This is a genomic window from Bradyrhizobium sp. SZCCHNR1015, from assembly GCF_032489875.1.
Classification (GTDB): Bacteria; Pseudomonadota; Alphaproteobacteria; order Rhizobiales; family Xanthobacteraceae; genus Bradyrhizobium.
On record NZ_JAUEYW010000003.1, the window covers coordinates 182,501 to 203,692 of the forward strand.

The 21,192-nt window shown below is 64.3% G+C and carries 13 protein-coding genes, 2 tRNA genes and 2 rRNA genes (1 of these 17 running past the window's edge); 8 read left to right on the plus strand and 9 right to left on the minus strand.

The annotated features are described in order from the left end of the window. The 4 genes from QX128_RS07355 to QX128_RS07370 all read right to left on the minus strand — a co-directional run. Positions 1-988 (minus strand): 23S ribosomal RNA (locus QX128_RS07355) (it extends 1,858 nt beyond the left edge of the window). Positions 989-1,473: 485 nt separating this feature from the next. Then, a tRNA-Ala gene (locus QX128_RS07360) sits at positions 1,474-1,549 on the minus strand. Positions 1,550-1,704: 155 nt separating this feature from the next. Next, positions 1,705-1,781 (minus strand) — tRNA-Ile (locus QX128_RS07365). Between the two features lie 247 nt (positions 1,782-2,028). Continuing rightward, positions 2,029-3,517 (minus strand): 16S ribosomal RNA (locus tag QX128_RS07370). The 16S and 23S rRNA genes sit together here with 2 tRNA genes alongside, the layout of an rRNA operon. 803 nt (positions 3,518-4,320) lie before the next feature. On the opposite strand from QX128_RS07370, the gene QX128_RS07375 reads away from it, so the two are divergent. Then, positions 4,321-6,384, plus strand: a complete 2,064-nt coding sequence (locus QX128_RS07375) for a M23 family metallopeptidase (protein WP_315802896.1) — start codon at positions 4,321-4,323, stop codon at positions 6,382-6,384. 83 nt (positions 6,385-6,467) lie between these two features. Here QX128_RS07375 and clpB read toward each other — a convergent pair whose 3' ends face one another. Beyond that, positions 6,468-9,107 (minus strand): ATP-dependent chaperone ClpB, encoded by a 2,640-nt coding sequence (gene clpB, locus QX128_RS07380; protein ID WP_316237072.1) that lies wholly within the window; start codon positions 9,105-9,107, stop codon positions 6,468-6,470. A 223-nt stretch (positions 9,108-9,330) separates the two neighbouring features. Between clpB and QX128_RS07385 the strand changes: the two genes are divergently transcribed. Then, the gene (locus QX128_RS07385) at positions 9,331-10,116 is read left to right on the plus strand and encodes an MOSC domain-containing protein (protein WP_316237073.1); all 786 of its coding nucleotides are present in this window, start codon (positions 9,331-9,333) and stop codon (positions 10,114-10,116) included. Between the two features lie 205 nt (positions 10,117-10,321). Here the strand turns inward: QX128_RS07385 and QX128_RS07390 are convergent, their stop codons facing one another. Beyond that, positions 10,322-10,930 (minus strand): TIGR02594 family protein, encoded by a 609-nt coding sequence (locus QX128_RS07390; protein WP_316237074.1) that lies wholly within the window; start codon positions 10,928-10,930, stop codon positions 10,322-10,324. A gap of 305 nt (positions 10,931-11,235) precedes the next feature. Here QX128_RS07390 and QX128_RS07395 point away from each other — a divergent pair, with 305 nt between their 5' ends. Further along, positions 11,236-12,099, plus strand: a complete 864-nt coding sequence (locus QX128_RS07395) for an alpha/beta hydrolase (RefSeq protein ID WP_316237075.1) — start codon at positions 11,236-11,238, stop codon at positions 12,097-12,099. Positions 12,100-12,212: 113 nt separating this feature from the next. Here the strand turns inward: QX128_RS07395 and QX128_RS07400 are convergent, their stop codons facing one another. Next, the gene (locus QX128_RS07400; RefSeq protein ID WP_315802891.1) at positions 12,213-13,118 is read right to left on the minus strand and encodes a LysR family transcriptional regulator; all 906 of its coding nucleotides are present in this window, start codon (positions 13,116-13,118) and stop codon (positions 12,213-12,215) included. A gap of 126 nt (positions 13,119-13,244) precedes the next feature. Here QX128_RS07400 and QX128_RS07405 point away from each other — a divergent pair, with 126 nt between their 5' ends. Then, the gene (locus tag QX128_RS07405; protein ID WP_316237076.1) at positions 13,245-14,132 is read left to right on the plus strand and encodes an alpha/beta fold hydrolase; all 888 of its coding nucleotides are present in this window, start codon (positions 13,245-13,247) and stop codon (positions 14,130-14,132) included. A gap of 277 nt (positions 14,133-14,409) precedes the next feature. On the opposite strand, the gene QX128_RS07410 is transcribed toward QX128_RS07405, so the two are convergent. Continuing rightward, entirely contained in the window at positions 14,410-14,829 is a 420-nt protein-coding gene (locus QX128_RS07410) for a secondary thiamine-phosphate synthase enzyme YjbQ (RefSeq protein WP_316237077.1), read from the minus strand. Between the two features lie 373 nt (positions 14,830-15,202). On the opposite strand from QX128_RS07410, the gene QX128_RS07415 reads away from it, so the two are divergent. The 4 genes from QX128_RS07415 to QX128_RS07430 all read left to right on the plus strand — a co-directional run bounded on the left by QX128_RS07415 (position 15,203) and on the right by QX128_RS07430 (position 19,694). Beyond that, the gene (locus QX128_RS07415) at positions 15,203-15,934 is read left to right on the plus strand and encodes a BTAD domain-containing putative transcriptional regulator (protein WP_316216126.1); all 732 of its coding nucleotides are present in this window, start codon (positions 15,203-15,205) and stop codon (positions 15,932-15,934) included. A 190-nt stretch (positions 15,935-16,124) separates the two neighbouring features. Further along, complete coding sequence (locus QX128_RS07420; RefSeq protein ID WP_316237078.1) at positions 16,125-17,255, plus strand: hypothetical protein; 1,131 nt, start codon at positions 16,125-16,127, stop codon at positions 17,253-17,255. Between the two features lie 114 nt (positions 17,256-17,369). Continuing rightward, on the plus strand, positions 17,370-17,600 hold the full coding sequence (locus QX128_RS07425; RefSeq protein WP_315802886.1) for a hypothetical protein: 231 nt from the start codon (positions 17,370-17,372) through the stop codon (positions 17,598-17,600). Between the two features lie 51 nt (positions 17,601-17,651). Next, a complete protein-coding gene (locus QX128_RS07430; RefSeq protein WP_316237079.1) occupies positions 17,652-19,694 on the plus strand; it encodes a S8 family serine peptidase in 2,043 nt (680 codons plus the stop codon). A 190-nt stretch (positions 19,695-19,884) separates the two neighbouring features. Here the strand turns inward: QX128_RS07430 and QX128_RS07435 are convergent, their stop codons facing one another. Next, positions 19,885-21,090 (minus strand): ATP-grasp domain-containing protein, encoded by a 1,206-nt coding sequence (locus QX128_RS07435; protein WP_316237080.1) that lies wholly within the window; start codon positions 21,088-21,090, stop codon positions 19,885-19,887. Between the last annotated feature and the right edge of the window lie 102 nt (positions 21,091-21,192).

Below are 21,192 nucleotides of genomic sequence, written 5' to 3' on the forward strand. Positions count from 1 at the left end.
GGGTTTGGTAAGACGGTAAGTCCCCCTAGCCCATCCAGTGCTCTACCCCCTGAGGTATTCGTCCGAGGCGATACCTAAATATCTTTCGCGGAGAACCAGCTATTTCCCAGTTTGATTGGCCTTTCACCCCTAACCACAAGTCATCGGAGCCTTTTTCAACAGGCACCCGTTCGGTCCTCCAGTGAGTGTTACCTCACCTTCAACCTGCTCATGGCTAGATCACTAGGTTTCGGGTCTAATACAACGAACTTGACGCCCTATTCAGACTCGCTTTCGCTACGCCTACGCCTATCGGCTTAAGCTTGCTCGTTAAATTAAGTCGCTGGCCCATAATACAAAAGGTACGACGTCACCCAGAACGCATCTTGGGCTCCGTCTGTTTGTAGGTGTCCGGTTTCAGGTCTATTTCACTCCCCTCGTCGGGGTGCTTTTCACCTTTCCCTCACGGTACTGGTTCACTATCGGTCGCTGAGGAGTACTTAGGCTTGGAGGGTGGTCCCCCCATGTTCAGACAGGATTGCACGTGTCCCGCCTTACTCGAGCATGAATGTTCGCATTACCCATACGGGGCTATCACCCTCTGAGGCCCTGCTTTCCTGACAGGTTCTGGTTGGCTTACATTCATGACTGGCCTGGTCCGCGTTCGCTCGCCACTACTAGCGGAGTCTCGGTTGATGTCCTTTCCTCCAGGTACTTAGATGTTTCAGTTCCCTGGGTTTGCTTGAAACCTCCTATGTATTCAGAAGTCTCATACCTTCTCTTGATAACCGGAAATCCAAAACCTCACGGCCTTGAATTCTCTCGGTCTCCCAATCGAACACCAAGACTCGAGGTCTTGGAGTTCCGGCTATCGAAGGTGGGTTTCCCCATTCGGAAATCCGCGGATCAAAGCTTCTTCGCAGCTCCCCACGGCTTATCGCAGCGTAGCACGTCCTTCATCGCCTCTCAGCGCCAAGGCATCCACCGAACACCCTTAAGGCACTTGATTGCTCTCATTATCAATGCCCACACACTCGGCAGAATGTTCACTGCTCTCACCTGCCCCGAAGGACCGGCGTTAGAGACAGCGAGGACACTGATTAGAAAGACCAGCTTGCTTCTTAAGATCGAACCGATCGCCGTGCGGTCAAGCGCAGCGAACAGAGTCATTTACAACAGACAGGATGCTTCACAGCTTCCAGCCTGCGCCGAAATGACCCGGAGATAGTGAAGGCGTCGGTGCAAAGTCGAACGCTGACCGCTTGCGCGGTGGCGCTCATTGCACGACCCAACTCGGATCGATCTCCTCTTCACGATGTCAGATAACCCGCAGTTGCCTGTAGTCCCGGTGAGGACCAGACAATGCGAAATGTTGTCTCGCGGACGAATTTGAACACGCTAACGATAGCCCGCCTCCGCCCAAGTGGGCTCCGGCGCGGCAGCCTTCGCTGCACTCTGGCTTGCCGAGCCGAAGCAGGCGTAGCCTGCGAAGGCTGGTGGAGCCTGTCGGGATCGAACCGACGACCTCATGCTTGCAAAGCACGCGCTCTCCCAGCTGAGCTAAGGCCCCATACTCGGAAAGACGAATGCAGCAGCGCGATCGTCGAGACGATAACTAGCCGAAGCTCGCGTTGACCAGTCCGCCTTCGCCCAACTGGGCTACGGCGCGACAGCCTTCGCGCATCTTCTGGCTTGCCGAGCCGAAGCGCCGTGAGGCGCGAAGGCTGGTGGGCCTGGGAAGACTTGAACTTCCGACCTCACGCTTATCAAGCGCGCGCTCTAACCAACTGAGCTACAAGCCCTAACGCTCGAAGCTCGTCACTGCCCTACCCCTAGAGGCCAAGCCTACAGAGCAAAAGCAGCAACCGCGCAGCCCCAGGCAGCGTGTTCGTCCGCGAAGAAAGAGAAACGAAGACGGCGAAATCCCGCCAATGGAGCTCAAGCAAGATCTGGCGATCTTGATGGCCCCTGATGTTTCTAAAACAGCTCGATAGCTGACAGGTCCGAAGACCAGTCGATCCGAAGATCATGCTGAAGAGCCATCCTTAGAAAGGAGGTGATCCAGCCGCAGGTTCCCCTACGGCTACCTTGTTACGACTTCACCCCAGTCGCTGACCCTACCGTGGTCGGCTGCCTCCATTGCTGGTTAGCGCACCGCCTTCAGGTAAAGCCAACTCCCATGGTGTGACGGGCGGTGTGTACAAGGCCCGGGAACGTATTCACCGTGGCGTGCTGATCCACGATTACTAGCGATTCCAACTTCATGGGCTCGAGTTGCAGAGCCCAATCCGAACTGAGACGGCTTTTTGAGATTTGCGAAGGGTTGCCCCTTAGCTTCCCACTGTCACCGCCATTGTAGCACGTGTGTAGCCCAGCCCGTAAGGGCCATGAGGACTTGACGTCATCCCCACCTTCCTCGCGGCTTATCACCGGCAGTCTCCTTAGAGTGCTCAACTAAATGGTAGCAACTAAGGACGGGGGTTGCGCTCGTTGCGGGACTTAACCCAACATCTCACGACACGAGCTGACGACAGCCATGCAGCACCTGTGTTTCGGGCTCCGAAGAGAAGGTCACGTCTCTGCGACCGGTCCCAAACATGTCAAGGGCTGGTAAGGTTCTGCGCGTTGCGTCGAATTAAACCACATGCTCCACCGCTTGTGCGGGCCCCCGTCAATTCCTTTGAGTTTTAATCTTGCGACCGTACTCCCCAGGCGGAATGCTTAAAGCGTTAGCTGCGCCACTAGTGAGTAAACCCACTAACGGCTGGCATTCATCGTTTACGGCGTGGACTACCAGGGTATCTAATCCTGTTTGCTCCCCACGCTTTCGTGCCTCAGCGTCAGTATCGGGCCAGTGAGCCGCCTTCGCCACTGGTGTTCTTGCGAATATCTACGAATTTCACCTCTACACTCGCAGTTCCACTCACCTCTCCCGAACTCAAGATCTTCAGTATCAAAGGCAGTTCTGGAGTTGAGCTCCAGGATTTCACCCCTGACTTAAAGACCCGCCTACGCACCCTTTACGCCCAGTGATTCCGAGCAACGCTAGCCCCCTTCGTATTACCGCGGCTGCTGGCACGAAGTTAGCCGGGGCTTATTCTTGCGGTACCGTCATTATCTTCCCGCACAAAAGAGCTTTACAACCCTAGGGCCTTCATCACTCACGCGGCATGGCTGGATCAGGGTTGCCCCCATTGTCCAATATTCCCCACTGCTGCCTCCCGTAGGAGTTTGGGCCGTGTCTCAGTCCCAATGTGGCTGATCATCCTCTCAGACCAGCTACTGATCGTCGCCTTGGTGGGCCATTACCCCACCAACTAGCTAATCAGACGCGGGCCGATCTTTCGGCGATAAATCTTTCCCCGTAAGGGCTTATCCGGTATTAGCACAAGTTTCCCTGTGTTGTTCCGAACCAAAAGGTACGTTCCCACGCGTTACTCACCCGTCTGCCGCTGACGTATTGCTACGCCCGCTCGACTTGCATGTGTTAAGCCTGCCGCCAGCGTTCGCTCTGAGCCAGGATCAAACTCTCAAGTTGAACTTGAAGCTTTGAACCGGCTGATCACAACGTTTGACGAGGTCCCACCAATCGATCTCCACGCTTCACAGCGCGAAAACCATGGTGTTACCTTTGAAACATTGTCCGCCGAAGTCTTCTCGTCCGATCTCAGAACCAAAAGCCGAAGCCCTCAATCCCGAGACCCGCAAGGACTCCGCCGTCCACGTTTCTCTTTCTTCATCTTCACTTGTCAAACAGCCCGGGACCTCGGTCCCACCCTCATGTGGAGGGGTCGCCCACCCTTTTTCGACGTCGATGAGCAACCGGGTTTTACCGGTTGTGCATCACTCAACGAAAGTGAGGAGCAATATTGGCGCGAATGCTCGCCTCGGTGTGTCCCGAAGCGGCGCCGCGCTCAGTGATCGGGTTTATAGGGGGGGCCGATCGGGGTGTCAACGCCCAATGTCAACAAATCGTCGCATCGAATCATTTTTTTCCGGACAGCAGGAGAACCCCGATTTCTTGCGGACTTCGTGCCCCACTTGGGCCACAATCCTGCGACGATTTGTTAAGCATCGACCTGGGTTGATTTGGGTCCAGCGGGGACTGCCATCGATTCAAGGATGATCCAGATCAAGGAAGCGGCGAGCCCTTCGCCTGATACGGCCGAGACGACATCGAGAGATCCTGAAGAACAATAGCGGTTCGTGGAGTCCGGCTTTCGGGCCAGAGAGTCTCGAACCGACAGAAGCGCGCCATCATTCCGAGCCGTTTGTCTTGGACGTTAAGCCAACCGGCAGCTGAGTGATCTCGGTGCTGACTTTGAACTTGGGGGACGAAGGTTGAGCCATCGGACGTCACGCGGGGGGTACGGACGCGAGATCGGCATGATCGATCTCGGTCATGAGCCGCCGCTATCGGTCGATGGCTCCGAAGCCGCGGTGATCGATCGCCGCCGCGTCTCCGTGCAATGGTTCTCCGGTACGATTCTGACTGGTCTGTGCGGCGCAGCCCTCATCGGCGGCGCCGTTTTTGCGTCGCTCGATGGCGAAATGACCTTCGCGCGCATGCCGGAGCGGATGGAAAGCGCGCTGCGCGGCGCCTTCGGCGCCAACGACCGCGTCGCCACCTTGCGCAAGAGCGACCGCCTGCCCCCGCCGAGCGAAGCCGCCGCAGCGCGCAACGTGGTGCGCATATCGACCGTGACCCGCGCGGGTTCGCGCGAGCTGATCCGGGTCCGTCCCTACGTCCGGATCTCGGGCAACCTGTCGATGGCGACCAGCGATCTGTCCGCCAAGATCCCGCCCTTCAACGCCCAGCGCCTGCTGAGCGACACCGACAACGACAAGACGGGGTCCGGCGAGGATCCGAACAATCCCGAGGCCGTCGAGCCCGACGCCGAGGTCTCATTCGTGACCAAGGATCTCGCCGCCGTGCTCCCCAAGGCGAAGATCGCGACCTCGGTGGCGCTCGACGAAATCGTCATGCGGGTCCGTGATGCGGCGAACTGGCGCGGCAACAATGGCGGCGTGCGCTACGCCTCACTTGCCAATGCCGCCGCCGACGCGGCCGGCGCGCAGGCCGTCCAAGGCGGCGACCTGAAACTGTCCTATGCCAATGACGGCACCTCGCCCGATCCTTACGCCGGCTTCGAGACCCGGGTGGTGCCGGAAAATGTCACCTTGCTGCCCAAGACCAAGGACCAGATCACCGGCGGCAATCCGCTCGGCGAGCGGGTTCACCTGGTCAAGAAGGGCGATACCGTCGCCTCGATCCTGCGCGACCAGGGCGCGACGCCCGACGAAGCCAAGGCGATCGCCGCCCAGCTCGGCCCGCGCGGCCGTGACGGCGGCCTGAAGGAAGGCGAGAAACTGCGCATCCTGATGGCGCCATCCAGCCCTGCCCCCGGCGCCCGGCTGCAGCCGTTCCGCGTCATCGTCGCCAACGACACCATGATCGAGGCGGTCGCCGCGCTTTCGGACCTCGGACGATACGTCGCCGTCGACGCGCAGAGCATGAACACGGTCACCGAGACCGCCGACAACACCAACGACGAGGAGGATGACGGCACCGGTGTCCGCCTCTATCAGAGCATCTACGAGACGGCGATGCGCAACAAGGTGCCCACGCCGGTCATCGAGGACATGATCCGCATCTACTCCTACGACGTCGATTTCCAGCGCAAGGTGCAGCCCGGGGATTCGTTCGACGTCTTCTATGCCGGCGACGACGACGACAAACCCGGCAACAACGACAAGACCGAGGTGCTGTTCACCTCCCTGACGGTCGGCGGCGAGACCAAGAAATACTACCGGTTCCAGACCCCCGACGACAGCGTCGTCGACTATTACGACGAGACCGGCAAGAGCGCGAAGAAGTTCCTGGTGCGCAAGCCGGTCAACAACGCGATCATGCGCTCCGGCTTCGGCGGCCGCCGCCATCCGATCCTCGGCTTCGTCAAGATGCACACCGGCGTCGACTGGGCCACCGCCTATGGCACCCCCATTTTCGCGTCCGGCAACGGCGTGCTCGAGAAGGTCGGCCAGGAAGGCGGCTACGGCAAATACATCCGCATCAAGCACAACAACGGCTACGAGACCGCCTACGGCCACATGTCGGCCTTTGCCAAGGGCATGGAGCCCGGCAAGCGCGTGCGCCAGGGCCAGGTCATCGGTTTCGTCGGCTCGACCGGCATGTCGACCGGCCCGCACGTCCATTACGAGATCCTGGTCAACGGCCGCTTCGTCGACCCGATGCGCGTGAAGCTGCCGCGCGGCCGGTCGCTGGAAGGCCCGATCATGGCGAGCTTCGAGAAGGAGCGCGACCGCGTCGACCAGATGATGACCAGCCGCGGCCCCGGTGCGTCGCGCATCTCCGATGCCGGCCCGATCCAGGTGAATCGGTAGCCCTGCCCCTCAGCATGCTCCAAACGCAAACGGCCCGCGCTTGGCGCGGGCCGTTGCCGTTTGAGTGCTGCGGATGTTCGAGATCAGTTCAGCTTGCGCTTCGGGATCGGCGCCTCGAACGTCGCGATCTCCGCCGTACGATGCGCCTTGCCGTTGAAGGTCAGCACATTGCCTTCCGACGAGATGGCGACGTTGTCGCCATCCTTGATGTCGCCGGCGAGAATCATCTCGGCGAGCGGATCCTGCACGCTGCGCTGTATCACCCGCTTCAAGGGACGGGCACCGTAGGCCGGATCCCAGCCCTTGGCGGCGAGCCAGTCGCGCGCGTCGCCATCGAGCGACAGCGTGATCTTGCGCTCCTCAAGGAGCTTCTGGAGCCGGGCGAACTGGATCTCGACGATCCGGCCCATCTCGCTCTTCTGCAGGCGATGGAACAGGATGATCTCGTCGACGCGGTTGAGGAACTCGGGTCGGAAATGGCTCCGCACCGTACCCATCACCAATTCGCGGACCTCGGACGTATCCTCGCCCTCCGGCTGGTTGACCAGGAACTCGGAGCCGAGATTCGACGTCATGATGATCAGCGTGTTGCGGAAGTCGACGGTGCGGCCCTGGCCGTCGGTCAGACGGCCGTCGTCGAGCACCTGAAGCAGCACGTTGAAGACATCCGGATGCGCCTTCTCGATCTCGTCGAACAGGACGACCTGGTACGGCCGGCGGCGCACGGCCTCGGTCAGCGCCCCGCCCTCATCATAGCCGACATAGCCGGGAGGCGCGCCGATCAGCCGCGACACCGAATGCTTCTCCATGTACTCGGACATGTCGAGCCGGACCATCGCGGTCTCGTCGTTGAACAGATACTCGGCGAGCGCCTTGGTCAGCTCGGTCTTGCCGACGCCGGTGGGGCCTAAGAACATGAACGAGCCCATCGGCCGGTGCGGGTCCTGCAGGCCGGCGCGCGAGCGCCGCACGGCGGTCGCAACCGCATGCACGGCCTCGAACTGGCCGACGACGCGCTTGCCGAGCGAGTCCTCCATGCGCAGCAGCTTGTCCTTCTCGCCCTCGAGCATCTTGTCGACCGGCACGCCGGTCCAGCGCGAGACCACCTGCGCGATGTGGTTGGCGGTGACCGCCTCCTCCATCATCTCGCCGGCATTCTCCTTGGCCTCGATGTCGGCGAGCTGCTTCTCCAGCTCGGGGATGCGGCCATAGGCCAGCTCGCCCGCCTTCTGGTACTCGCCGCGGCGCTGCGCGTTGGCAAGCTCGATGCGCAGGCCGTCCAGCTCGCTCTTGAGCTTCTGCGCGTTCGACAGCTTGTCCTTCTCGGCGCTCCATTTCGACGTCAGCGCCGCCGACTTCTCCTCGAGATCGGCGAGCTCCTTCTCCAGCGCCTGCAGCCGCGTCTTGGAGCCGAGATCGCTCTCCTTCTTCAAGGCCTCCTGCTCGATCTTGAGCCGGATGATCTCGCGGTCGAGCGAGTCCAGCTCCTCGGGCTTGCTGTCGACCTGCATCTTCAGCCGCGCCGCCGCCTCGTCCATCAGGTCGATGGCCTTGTCCGGCAGGAAGCGGTCGGTGATGTAGCGGTTCGACAAGGTCGCGGACGCCACCAGCGCGGAGTCGGTGATGCGCACGCCGTGATGCTGCTCGTATTTGTCCTTCAGGCCGCGCAGGATCGAGATGGTGTCCTCGACCGTGGGCTCGGTGACGTAGACCGGTTGGAACCTGCGCGCGAGCGCCGCGTCCTTCTCGACATGCTTCTGATACTCGTCGAGCGTGGTCGCGCCGATGCAGTGCAGCTCACCGCGGGCGAGCGCGGGCTTCAGCAGGTTCGACGCATCCATGGCACCGTCGGCCTTGCCGGCGCCGATCAGGGTGTGCATCTCGTCGATGAACAGCACGAAGGTGCCTTCAGCGGCCGTGACCTCCTGCAGCACGGATTTCAGCCGCTCCTCGAACTCGCCGCGATATTTCGCGCCCGCAATCAGTGCGCCCAGATCGAGCGACAGCAGCCGCTTGTCCTTCAGGCTCTCCGGCACGTCGCCATTGACGATGCGCAGCGCGAGGCCCTCGACGATCGCGGTCTTGCCGACGCCGGGCTCGCCGATCAGCACGGGATTGTTCTTGGTGCGCCGTGACAGCACTTGAATCGTACGGCGGATCTCCTCGTCGCGGCCGATCACCGGATCGAGCTTGCCGTCGCGCGCCGCCTGGGTCAGGTCGCGGGCATATTTCTTCAAGGCATCATAGGCGTTCTCGGCGGTCGCCGAGTCGGCCGTGCGCCCCTTGCGCAGGCTCTCGATCGCCGCGTTGAGATTCTGCGCGGTGACGCCGCCCTTGGCGAGGATGCCGCCGGTCTCGCTGTTCTTCTCCAGCGTCAGCCCGAGCAGCAGGCGCTCCACCGTGACGAAACTGTCGCCGGCCTTCTCGGCCGCCTTTTCCGCCGCGTCGAAGGCGCGCGCCAGCTCGGGCGACAGATAGATCTGCCCGGCGCCGCTGCCCGACACTTTCGGCAGCTTGCCCAGTGCGTCCTCGGTCGCCTTCAAAATCGCGCGCGAATTGCCGCCGGCGCGATCGATCAGACCGCCCGCGAGGCCTTCGCTATCGTCGAGCAGAACCTTCAGCAGATGCAGCGGCGAAAACTGCTGATGGCCGTCGCGCATCGCCAGCGATTGCGCCGATTGGATGAAGCCCCGCGCGCGCTCGGTATATTTGTCGATATTCATGATGTTTCCCTCAGCCTGCTGTGACGCCCCGAAGGCACGGCTTCAGCATCTTCATTGGGTTTCGGACCGCGCACGTTGACGTCCATCAACGCCGCAACCATTGACGTCGCCGGCTTGCGCCCGGCTTGAGTGGAAATGTGGGAAGGCGGTGCGAAAACGGAAGGGGCCGCTTCACAAATTCGTGTGCCCTGGCCGCGACCATGGGAATCTCCTATGAGGCGGCATGAGCCAGACCCCTCCCGCGCGCATCGCCGGCCTGTGCCGCTATCCGGTCAAGGGCCTTACCCCGGAACCACTGCAAACGGCCCCGTTACGGGTCGGCGAAACGCTGCCGGCCGATCGCCGCTACGCGCTGGAAAACGGCCCAACCGGCTTCGATCCGGCGGCGCCGGTGTGGAAGCCGAAAACGGCGTATCTGATGCTGATGCGCAATGAGCGCCTGGCCGGGTTCAAGACGCACTTCGGCGACGCGACCAACATCCTCACCATCCGCAAGGACGGCGCGATCGTCGCCCAAGGCGACCTCGAAAGCGCCGACGGCCGCGCCGCCATCGAGGCGTTCTTCGCGCGCGAGTTTGCCGACGAGCTGCGCGGCCCGGTCAGGCTGCTGTCGGGCGGTGGCTACGCCTTTACGGATCTGGCGCGCAAGGTGGTCTCAATCATCAACCTCGCCTCGATCGCGGAGATCGAGACCTTGGTCGGCGCGACCGTGCATCCGCTGCGCTTCCGCGCCAATGTCTACGTCGCCGGCTGGCCGGCCTGGCACGAGACCTCGCTGATGGGCGAAACGCTGCGGATCGGTTCGGCGCGGCTCAAGGTCGTCAAGACCACCACCCGCTGCGCCGCCGTCAACGTCGACCCGGACACCGCCGCCCGCGACCTCGACATCCCGCCGGCGCTCATGGCCCGGCGCGGCAACAATGAATGCGGCATCTACGCCGAGGTGATCGCAGCCGGCGACATCGCGGTCGGCGACGAACTCGCGGTCGAGCAGCTGCGGCTGGTGTAGTTCGAGCACTCACTGCATCGACGGTGCGCCCCCTCTCCCGCTTGCGGGGGAGGGCCGGGGTGGGGGCGCCACACGCGAAAATCTTCGTGAGGACAGACTTCCCCGACCCGCATCGCCTCTCCGATGCGACCTCCCCCGCAAGCGGGGGAGGCGCAGAGCGCGCGAGCCGCGAGGGCTCACCTCATCAGTTCAAGTTCGCGAGCTCTCAGTTCGGCATCACATAGGCATACACGCGGCCGCGCGACACCGCGCTCTCGCGGACGCGGTTGCCGTTGTTGCCGGAGATGACGATCGGATTGCCCTGGGCATCGACGCCCGAGACCACGCCGACATGACCGCCGCCGCGGCGGCTCATCACCGCGATCGCGCCGACCTGCGGGCCGGAGACGCGCTGGCCATAGCTCGCAAACGAGCGCGCCATGTCGGAGCCGGTGCCGCGATGGCCGGTGCGCTCCAGCACCATGTTCATGAAGCGCGCGCACCACAGGCTGCGCCGGCCGGTCGGATTGCCGCTGCCGATGTAGCTGCGCGCCGCGGAGACGACGCTGCTGCCGCCACCGAAGCCGCCGGACGAGGCCATGCCGTCGGACGCCGTGCCCGGCATCATGACGCTGGCCTGCGCATCGGCAACGCCGCTCACCTGCACCCGCGCCACGCCGCGCTCCCAGCGCGACAGCCGGGCGACGGAACGCCGGTGGTGATGATGCCTTGCGTAGTGATGGCCGCCGTGGCTGCGGTGGGCATGATGCCCCGAGCCGTGATGCGGACGGGCCGATGCCGGTGTTGCGGTGACGGCGACGACTGCCGCACCCATGGTCAGCGCAACGATGTGAAGCGACCGGCGAAGGGTAGACACAACCATACTCAATCCTTCTGTTACTTCCCCCAGTACCCTGACTTGGCACCCCCTGGTCCTCAGCGCGGCCCCTCTGCAAGCCGCCAGCGGAGGTCCGTAAAATGTTGCGCTGTGACGAAACCATGACCATCGACGGCAAAAGCCTGGCGACGAGAGGGTGATTCCGAGTCTATGTTACGGCGAAAACAAGGCCGTCGATCGGGACGTTGTCGCGTATCGCGCGACTCGTCATCATCAGGCACGCGACACGGGAGGAGCTGACGATGCCCCATGCAACGGCCAAAGATGGCGTTCGCCTCTATTTTGAAGAGGCCGGCGTGGGCACGCCGCTGATCTTCCTGCACGAGTTCGCCGCCGACCACACCAATTGGGAGCCGCAACTGCGCTACTTCGCGCGGCGCCACCGCTGCATCGCCTACTCCGCGCGCGGCTACACGCCCTCGGACGTGCCGGCCGCGCCCGACGCCTATAGCCACGTGCATTTCTACACCGACGCGATCGCCGTGCTCGACCACCTCGGCATCGACAGCGCCCATTTCGTCGGCCTGTCGATGGGCTCGTACTCCGCGCTGCAGGTGGCGCTGAACGCACCGGATCGCATCCGCTCGATGGTGCTGGCCGGCGTCGGCTCGGGCTCCAGCCTCGAGCATCTCGAGGCCTTCCGCGCCCAGTGCCGCGCCACCGCCGAGCAGTTCGAGACACTCGGCTCGGCCGAGACCGCCAAGGTCACCCGCGAGGCCCCCGGCCGCATTCCTTTCCTCATCAAGGACCCGCGCGGCCATGCCGACTTCTACGCCGCGCTCGCCCGCCACGACGCGCGCGGCTCGGCCAACACCATGCGCGGCTTCCAGGGCAGCAGGCCATCGATCTACACCATGACGGACGCCATCCGCCGCGTTACAACCCCGGCCCTGATCATCTGCGGCGACGAGGACGACGCCTGCATCGCGCCGAGTTTGTTTCTCAAGCAGCATCTGCCGGCGTCCGGGCTAACGTTCTTCCCGAAGTCCGGACATGTGTTGAACCTGGAGGAGCCGGCGCTGTTCAACGCATCCGTCGAGCGCTTTATCGCCCTGGTCGAGGCCGGCCGCTGGGGACCGCGCGATCCAAGGTCGATGGCAGGATAAGGAGGCATGCTGCTGCTCCGACTACATCTGTCATTGCCCGCGCACTGGATCGCACGGTCAAGCCGGGCGATGACAGCGTGTTTTGCAGCAGCCACTTTGCGTCCAAACGTCCCTCAAATCGCCGCCTCCTCCAGCCGCTGCCGCAGCAGCGGCACGGCGAAGTCGACGAAGGCGCGCAGCTTCAGCGGCAGCCGGGTCTGGCCGTCATAGACGAGATGCACCGGGCGCGGCGCCGGCTCGAAGGCTTCGAGCACGAGCTGAAGTCGGCCGCTGCGGACATGATCGACGACTTGATAGGACAACGCCCGCACCAAGCCCGCTCCCGACAGGCCGGCTTCGATCGCCGCATCGATCGTGTTGACGCCGAGGCGCGCGCGGAAGCTGGCGGGGATCTCGGCGCCGTCGACTTCGAACGGCCAGGTGCCGGGCACCGACACGCTCTGGAACGAGATCACGCCGTGCCGTGCCAGATCCTCCGGCCGCGCCGGGCAGCCATTGGCGGCGAGATAATCCGGGCTGGCGCAGATGACGTGGCGGACGCTGCCGAGCCGGGTGGCGATCAAACTCGAATCCGGCAACTGGCCGATGCGCAGGGCGACGTCGACCTGGTCGTCGAGAAAGTGCGCGACACGATCGGTCATCACGAGATCGACCGCCACGTCCGGAAAGGCGCCAAGGAAGCGCGTCACCACAGGCAGCGCATGCAGCCGGCCGAACATGATCGGCGCCGTCACCACGAGATCGCCCTTGGGCTCGGAGTATTCGCCGCTGGCGACACGCTCGGCCTCGGCGACCTGTTCCAGGATCGCGCGCGCCGCTGCGACATAGGACCGACCCGCCGGCGTCAGCTCCAGGCCCTTCGCCGAGCGGATCAGAAGCGAAGCCTTCAGATGCGCTTCGAGCTCGGCCACCTTGCGGCTGACCGTCGCGAGCGGCAGCCCGAGCGTCCGGCTGGCCTTCGACAGACTCCCGGCCTCGGCTGCGGCCAACAGCACCGCCATGGCGTCCAGACGATCCAACGTATCTTTCCAAAAAATGGGAGGCCTCTTCTCGAATCTAGCGACTCGCGCCCGATTTTGGAAGGCATAGAACCAGGGTGACGGGCGGCCAACGAGTCCCGACCGCCCGAGACCAGGAGCTTCCCCATGACCACCCAGACCCGCTTCCGAACCGCGACCGTCCACGGCCGCAACGTCTTCTACCGCGAGGCCGGCGACCCGACGGCGCCGACGATCCTGCTGCTGCATGGCCTGCCGACCAGCAGCCAGATGTTCCGCGACCTGATCCCCGCGCTCGCCGATCGCTTCCATCTGGTAGCGCCCGACTACATCGGATTCGGCCATTCCGACGCGCCGTCGCGTGCAGAGTTCGACTACACCTTCGACAACCTCGCCCGGCATGTCGCGGGTCTCGTCGACGTGCTCGGGCTCGAGTCCTACATTCTCTACATGCAGGACTATGGCGGGCCGGTCGGCTTCCGCCTGTTCACGCAGCGGCCGGAGCGCGTGAGAGGCTTCATCCTCCAGAATACCAATGCCTATATAGAGGGGGTCGGCGAGGCGCCGAAGAAGGTGCTGCTGCCGTTGTGGGAGACGCGCACGCCGGAGACCGAGGCGCTTGCTCGCGAGCTGCTGAGCCTCGACGGCACCAAGTTCCAATGGCTGGTCGGCGCCAAGGATCCCGAGGCCGTCAATCCCGACAACTGGACTCTCGACCAGGCGCTGCTCGACCGTCCGGGCACGCAGGACTACCAGCTCGATCTGCTGGAGAACTACAAGACCAACGTCGCGCGCTATCCGGAGTGGCAGGCGGCCTTCCGCGCCCACAGCCCGAAGACGCTGATCGTCTGGGGCCAGCACGATCCGTTCTTCATCCCGCCCGGCGCCCGCGCCTATCTCAACGACCTAGCCGACGTAAAGCTGGTGTGGCTCGACGCGGGACACTTCGTGCTCGACGAGAACACGCCGAAGGTCGCAGCCGAGATCAAGGCGGTGTTCGCGGGCGAGAGAGCGCGCGCATCATCTGCGGCCTAATCCAACAGGGATCGTCACACCACGGAGTGCTGGCAAGCGCGACAGCCGAGGCTCGAGTCGCGCTCTCGCCACGCCGGTCGCTGTGTCCTCCGAGAGGCCGCGGCGTACTGGATGCCCGCTTGCGCGGGCATGACAGCCGAGGCTCCCCACCCTCCTCCGTCATCGCGAGCACCAGCGAAGCGATCCAGGGGCCATACGGAACGGCGTCACGCGTGGCCCCTGGATTGCTTCGTCGCTTGCGCTCCTCGCAATGACGCCCGAAAGCTCCGGCGTCCTCCTACTCGCCGATGATCTTGATCAGCACGCGCTTGCGCCGCCCGCCGTCGAACTCGCCGTAGAAGATCTGCTCCCACGGGCCAAAGTCGAGCTTGGCTTGCGTGATCGCGACCACGACCTCGCGGCCCATGATCTGGCGCTTCATGTGGGCGTCGGCATTGTCCTCGCCGGTGCGGTTGTGGCGATAGCCCGCCACCGGCTCGTGCGGGGCGAGTTCCTCCAGCCATTGCTCATAGTCGTGATGCAGCCCGCTCTCGTCGTCATTGATGAAGACCGACGCCGTGATGTGCATGGCGTTGACGAGCACGAGGCCCTCGCGCACGCCGCTCTCCTTCAGCGCCGCCTCGACCTCACCCGTGATGTTGATGAAGGCCCGCCGGCCCGGCGTCTGGAACCAAAGTTCCTTGCGGAACGATTTCATCGGAACAATTCCAATCTCGTTTGCCATGGCTGCTGATACAGCATGATCGTGTCGGTCCTCGAGTGTGCCGCAGCTCACAGCGCGCAGTTCCGACTTCGCCCACACTGGACACGATGGGGTGCATACTGCAAGCCACGAGGCACAGTCTCGCTCCGTCATACAATCCAAGATTGAACCGAACGTTGCGCGGACAGACTTAACTGCATTGCCGATCTCATTTCGACGATGACAACGACAGCGTGGCGGCTCGCCTTTGGGCGACGACCGTGCAGACCTGATCCGGCTGCAGCCGCTCAATCTCATCGCACGAGAAGCTCGACTTCTGCAGGCCCGGCGCCGATCGCAGCGAGTCGCCATCCAGAGGAGAGAGACAATGAGTTTGCTGCGTATCAATCTGTTTGGCGGTCTTGAAATCAGACGGGTCTCGGGCGAGCAGGTCGTCATCCCAAGCCGCAAGGCGGCAACGCTCCTGGGCTATCTCGCCCTCACCTCTCCGCACGGCATTTCACGCAGCAAGCTGGCCGCGCTCCTGTGGGAAGGCCGCTTCGGCGACAATGCGCGCGCAAACCTGCGCCAGGCGCTGTTGACGCTGCGCCGGGTGCTGCCGCAATGCGCCGACGTCATCTCGGCGGAGCGCGACGACATCCGCATCCATCCGAACGCCGTCACCACCGACGTGCAGGAGTTCGAGCTGCTGCTGCAACTCGGCGATCTGGAGACCATGGCCCGCGCCGCCGCGCTGTTCCGCGGCGAATTGCTCGACGGCATCAGCTCGACGTCCTGCGCGTTCGAGGCGTGGCTCTCCGCCGAGCGTCAACGCTTGAAGACGCGAGCGATCCGGGCGATCGCGGGTCTGCTCGACGTCGGCGGCCGGGAACATGTGGAGATCGCCACGACGTTCTCATTGCGTGTGCTGGCCGCCGATCCGCTGCAGGAGGACGTCCACCGCACCTTGATGCGCTGCTACGCGCAGCAGGGCCGCCGTGCCGACGCCCTGCGTCAATATGACTTCTGCCGCACCATCCTGCGCAAGCAGGTCGGCGCCACGCCGGAGAGCGAAACCGAATCCCTGCAGCGTGAGATCAGGCGCATGCTCCGCGTCTGACGATCGGCGCGACCTTGCTCCATGCGTTCCACACATGATCGATTTTGACGGCACTTTCACGCCCTGCTTGACACTTGCATCACGGCCACACGCGCAACATCGCCCTCGATCGACGTCGCGCAGCAACTACTCCTGATGAGGTCAAGCGGCGCGCCGCTCGAAGATCAGACAACGAGCGAGGAGACTCAACATGAGTGGCATGCAGCAGTCGACTGAAGACTATGGTCAATTGAATCCCGAAGGGATCTTCGGCTCCGTTCTCGGCAGGTTTGCCGGACAAGCGATCGGACGCCTGATCGGCGGCAAGACCGGCCGCGACTTTGGCGGCGCCATCGGCGGAATCGCCGGCGGGTTCGCGCCGTTCTCGGCCGGCCCCGGCACCGAGCAGCCGTCGGAGATGGAGCTGCAGGGCTTCTGGAGCGTGCTCAAGAAGATCGGACAGGGCGTCCAGACCGGACTCAACGTCGGCCACAACCTCGGCATCTTCAGCGCCGGCCCGCAGGCCGCACCCGCCGCCGCACAGCCGACCGACATGGAGCTGCAGGGCTTCTGGAGCGTGCTCAAGAAGATCGGTCAGGGCGTCCAGACCGGCCTCAATGTCGGCCACAACCTCGGCATCTTCAGCGCCGGCCCGCAGGCAGCCCCCGCCGCGGCGCAGCCGACCGACATGGAGCTGCAGGGCTTCTGGAGCGTGCTCAAGAAGATCGGTCAGGGCGTCCAGACCGGTATCAATGTCGGCCACAACCTCGGCATCTTCAACGTCGATCCGCAGGCCGCGGCCGCCACGGCGCAGCCGACCGACATGGAGCTGCAGGGCTTCTGGAGCGTGCTCAAGAAGATCGGCCAGGGCGTCCAGACCGGCCTCGATGTCGGCCACAACCTCGGCATCTTCAGCGCCGGCCCGCAGGCCGCCGCGGCGGCGCAGCCGACCGACATGGAGCTGCAGAGCTTCTGGAGCGTGCTCAAGAAGATCGGCCAGGGCGTCCAGACCGGCCTCGATGTCGGCCACAACCTCGGCATCTTCAGCGCCGGCCCGCAGGCCGCCGCGGCGGCGCAGCCGACCGACATGGAGCTGCAGAGCTTCTGGAGCGTGCTCAAGAAGATCGGCCAGGGCGTCCAGACCGGCCTCGATGTCGGCCACAACCTCGGCATCTTCAGCGCCGGCCCGCAGGCCGCCGCGGCGGCGCAGCCGACCGACATGGAGCTGCAGGGCTTCTGGAGCGTGCTCAAGAAGATCGGACAGGGCGCGCAGACCGGCCTCAACATCGGGCATACGCTCGGCATCTTCGCCACCGGCCAGCCCACCGGCACGATGCACTAGGACGACCGATTGGAAGCAACGATCCGCGACATTCGCAACGCGGATGCAAGCGAGTGAGACGGTGGGCGCACCGAAGGTCCGCCCACCGCCGACCTGACATGGAGGGAGCGAGGCATGGCGGATCCGAACTCGGAGCAGGAATTCATCGTGCAGGGCGAGCCGGTCAAGTCCGGCCAGCTTGCTGATCATCTGAGCCGTGAGCCCGGCGTGAAGCGCATCGGTCAGGTCGCCCCCGACGTCGTCATCCTGTCGATGACGAAGAGCCAGGCCGATCGCCTCCGATCGACTTTCAGCACGATCGTGGTCGAGCCGAACGCTCCACTGAAACCCTTTGGCGCCGGCTGACTCCAGCCGCGCCCCCGACGATGTCACGAGCGAGGATGAAGGAGCCCGCAGATGGCCGCACGAAGCAAACCCGAAATCTCTGATCAGAAGGATGCGGCCGGCACGGCCGTCAACGGCACCGGAGCGCAGCCGGGAGCGGAGCAGCCCTCGGCCGAGGCCGCTGCCGCACCGCAGGCCGCGGCAGCGGCGACCGCCGCATCAGCCCCTGCCGCGCAAGGGACCGGTCGCAGCGACGGCGGCAAGGCGGCGCCAGCGACGAGGCAACCCGGCGCAACGATCTCGCAGCGACGGGCGCAGTACATCCTGGCCCCGCGCCAGCAGACGGGGCTTGCGACCTTCAGCGCCGACTTCATCGTCCAGCAACTGACAAACACTCCCGACATCGACGTGGTGAAGACGATTCAGCCGCCGCGGCTGCTCGGATTCCAGAGCGCCGACCCGGGACAGGCGCCGCTCGGCCCCATGGTGCTGGCCCGCATGACGCCCGACAAGGCCGAATTGCTCAAGGCCCAGGCCGGAGCGCGGCTCGCGGTCGAGCACGATGCGCCGCTCACCTACATGCTCGATCCGACCGTTCCGCAGACTCCGGCGCCGCACCAGCTTCCCAATCCCGGCGTTCTCATTCCCATGGCCGACGGCTTCTCGACGACGATCGAAGTGGTCGGCGAGAGCGGACCGTTGCCCGAGACGGAAGTCTACGTGTTCGGCAGCGTGTGGCCGGTTCAGGGCGTCACCGACGCCAGCGGCCGTGTCACGCTCAAGATTCAGGGCGAAACGCCCGACACCATCCGCTCGATCCTGATCAAGCCGCGGGTCGATTACTGGACCTTCTGGCTCGACCGTCCGCAACTGACCCCCGACAGCGTAAATCGCATTGCCGCGAAGACGCTGGGCGCCTACCTGCGCGGCTTTCCCGGCCAGCAATTGCTGGGATGGGGCCAGCGCGCGATGGGCCTCGATCGTGTTCCCCTCGCCTACAATGGCGCGGGCGTGAAGATCGCGGTGATCGATTCCGGCGCAGCACCAACGCATCGCAATCTGCACGGCGTCACGATCGGTAAGAGCATCGTCGGCAATGATCCCGCGAGCTGGACCATCGATACCATCGGTCACGGCTCGCATTGCGCCGGGATCATCGCCGGCGGCCCGGTCGGCAGCGGCGGCGGCATTCGCGGCTTCGCTCCGGCGGCCGAAATCCATGTCTGCCGGATCTTCCCGGGCGGCCGGTTCAGCGATCTCGTCTCGGCGCTCGACTACTGCATGGAGAACGGCATCGACGTCGCCAATATGAGCCTGGGCGGCGGCGAGCCGTCGCAGATCATCGAGGAGCGGATCCTGCGGGCCAAGCAGATGGGCCTCGCCTGTATCGTCGCTGCGGGAAATTCGTCGGGGCCGGTCCAGTTTCCTGGCTCGACGCCGCATTGCCTGTCGGTCGCCGCGATGGGCAAATGGGGCGAGTTTCCCGAGGACAGCTTCCACGCCCAGCAGGCGCTGGACGGCTTCCGCAGCAGCGACGGATATTTTCCGGCGAAGTTCAGCTGCTTCGGGCCGGAGATCGACGTCTGCGCGCCCGGCGTCGGCATCGTGTCCTCGCTGCCGGCCGATGGATTCGGGGCGTGGGACGGCACCTCGATGGCGACGCCGCATGTCACCGGCCTCGCTGCGCTGGTGCTGGCGCATCATCCCGACTTCAAGGGCCCGTTCGCGACGCGCGACGCGCGACGCGTGGAGCGGCTGTTCCAGATCCTGAAGGAGACGTCGACGCCGCTGCAGTTCGGCGACCCCAATCGTGCGGGAGCCGGGCTGCCGAACGCGATGCGCGCCCTCGGCCTGGAAGCGGCCGTCGCCTCCGCGCCCGCGGCCGATCCCTCGCTCGACGTCCTTCGTCGTCTGCTGGGACTGGCGCGCGGCGAAGCGCAGAACGCCGCGACGTCTCCGACGCTGGCGCCGCAGGCGCCCAATGGCAAGCCCAACGGATCCGGCTCGGTTGCCAGGGGCCCGGCAACGACGACCGGCGAGTGGTCGAGCCCGGCCGCCGGTGATCCCAGTCCGGCGCAGATCCGCGACATGATGCACAAGGTCGGCTTGCTGTAGATTGCCGACGAGGCAGCAGCGACCAAGCCGCATCAGACGTTGTACGACGGGCAGTTTGCGCATGAGCTTCATGCACGAACTGCCCGTCATGTTAGTTGTCATTAGATATGCGACCACCGTGTGAATGAGTTAAGTCCAGAGGGATTGAAGGCGCGCAATCCTCGCCGGATCACCGCGGCGGTCTGCGCTATCAAGCCGCCGCAGCCAGAATCTCTGCCCACGCCTCCGGCGTGACTGCGTAGGGACCAACGGCGCCGCTATGGAATTTGCGCCATAGCGACGGGCGGATCAGCGACGCGCCGAGCGCAGCGATGACGGGAACGAGCGCAAGCGGATCGCCCGCGACTGGCGTCAGTTCCTCGGTTGATCCGGCGTAGTCGCCGCGTGCCGCAATCGCATCGATCGCTTCGCGCAACACCGCGATCCGCGCCCCCGTCTGCTCGGCGGCGCCAAGGATCGCCAGCAGCGTCTGACGGGTCCGCACGCCGGCGGCCCCGGCCGGACATTCCCCAGTCGCAGCACCAATGGCCGCATCGATCATCGCCGCAACGAGATCCACACCCGCAGCGAAGGCGTTGGCAGGTTCGACCAGCCGGGGATTGACATCAATGATGACCGGTCCGCCATCGGCGATGATCACATCCATCGACAGCCCACCGTGCCAATCCAGCAACGCGACCAGCCGCGACAGCATGACCGCCAGACCGGGCAGCACGATGCTCTGCTTCAGCGACGCTCCGCCACCGACGCCCTCGCGCACGCGAAGGCAGGCATGATGCGCAACCAGCCGGCCGCGGTTGGCAACGGCCTGCACCATTGCGAGCGGCCCTGCCACCTGAGCCTGGGCAATCAACGCCGAGCCGTCACCAAGTCCAAGCTCGCGCGCGGCTGCATTGAGCTCGGCGGCGTTTCGCGCCCTGCGGACGCCCGAGCTTGCCGTGCTGACGGGGCGCTTCAGAAAAACGGGATAGGCTGCGACGTCACGGAGATCCTCGATCCGCGAGACCATCGTCGTAGGCGGCTGTGGCACGCTTGCGGCTTCGAGCGTATGAAAGGCCGATATCTTGTCCTGAACCCGCGCGAGACTTTTGAACGGCGGCACGATCGTCGCGACCCGGAGCTGCGGCAATCTTGCCGAGAGCACCGTCACCTGTTCCTGCGTGGGAAACAGCAGATCGACCTTTCGCTCGGCTGCAATGCGTTCTGCCGCGGCGAGCCATCCGAACGGATCGCGTCCGAACCGCGGCACGGCGTGAACAGCCCGCACATGCCGGGTGAAGCGCGACAGGCAGATCCGCGTCGAGGACAGGATCTCGACCTCATGTCCGAGCGCGCCGAGGCGCCCGGCGACCTGACGCGACGTGAGGCCTGATCCTTCCGACAGCAGGACGCGCATCCCAGATCGCCTCACGTTCCTGAAGAGAAGAAGTGTCGGAGATCGCGAAAGGTGGCATCGAACCGCGGCCAAATCAATGTTTGTGCTTGGCTCGCGGTCTCG

What these genes read in the sequence shown, in the direction of transcription:
- clpB (WP_316237072.1), bottom strand. Translation starts at nt 9,107, where the DNA reads ATGAATATCGACAAATATACCGAGCGCGCGCGGGGCTTCATCCAATCG.
- QX128_RS07385 (WP_316237073.1), top strand. Translation starts at nt 9,331, where the DNA reads ATGAGCCAGACCCCTCCCGCGCGCATCGCCGGCCTGTGCCGCTATCCG.
- QX128_RS07390 (WP_316237074.1), bottom strand. Translation starts at nt 10,930, where the DNA reads ATGGGTGCGGCAGTCGTCGCCGTCACCGCAACACCGGCATCGGCCCGT.
- QX128_RS07395 (WP_316237075.1), top strand. Translation starts at nt 11,236, where the DNA reads ATGCCCCATGCAACGGCCAAAGATGGCGTTCGCCTCTATTTTGAAGAG.
- QX128_RS07405 (WP_316237076.1), top strand. Translation starts at nt 13,245, where the DNA reads ATGACCACCCAGACCCGCTTCCGAACCGCGACCGTCCACGGCCGCAAC.
- QX128_RS07410 (WP_316237077.1), bottom strand. Translation starts at nt 14,829, where the DNA reads ATGAAATCGTTCCGCAAGGAACTTTGGTTCCAGACGCCGGGCCGGCGG.
- QX128_RS07415 (WP_316216126.1), top strand. Translation starts at nt 15,203, where the DNA reads ATGAGTTTGCTGCGTATCAATCTGTTTGGCGGTCTTGAAATCAGACGG.
- QX128_RS07420 (WP_316237078.1), top strand. Translation starts at nt 16,125, where the DNA reads ATGAGTGGCATGCAGCAGTCGACTGAAGACTATGGTCAATTGAATCCC.
- QX128_RS07425 (WP_315802886.1), top strand. Translation starts at nt 17,370, where the DNA reads ATGGCGGATCCGAACTCGGAGCAGGAATTCATCGTGCAGGGCGAGCCG.
- QX128_RS07430 (WP_316237079.1), top strand. Translation starts at nt 17,652, where the DNA reads ATGGCCGCACGAAGCAAACCCGAAATCTCTGATCAGAAGGATGCGGCC.
- QX128_RS07435 (WP_316237080.1), bottom strand. Translation starts at nt 21,090, where the DNA reads ATGCGCGTCCTGCTGTCGGAAGGATCAGGCCTCACGTCGCGTCAGGTC.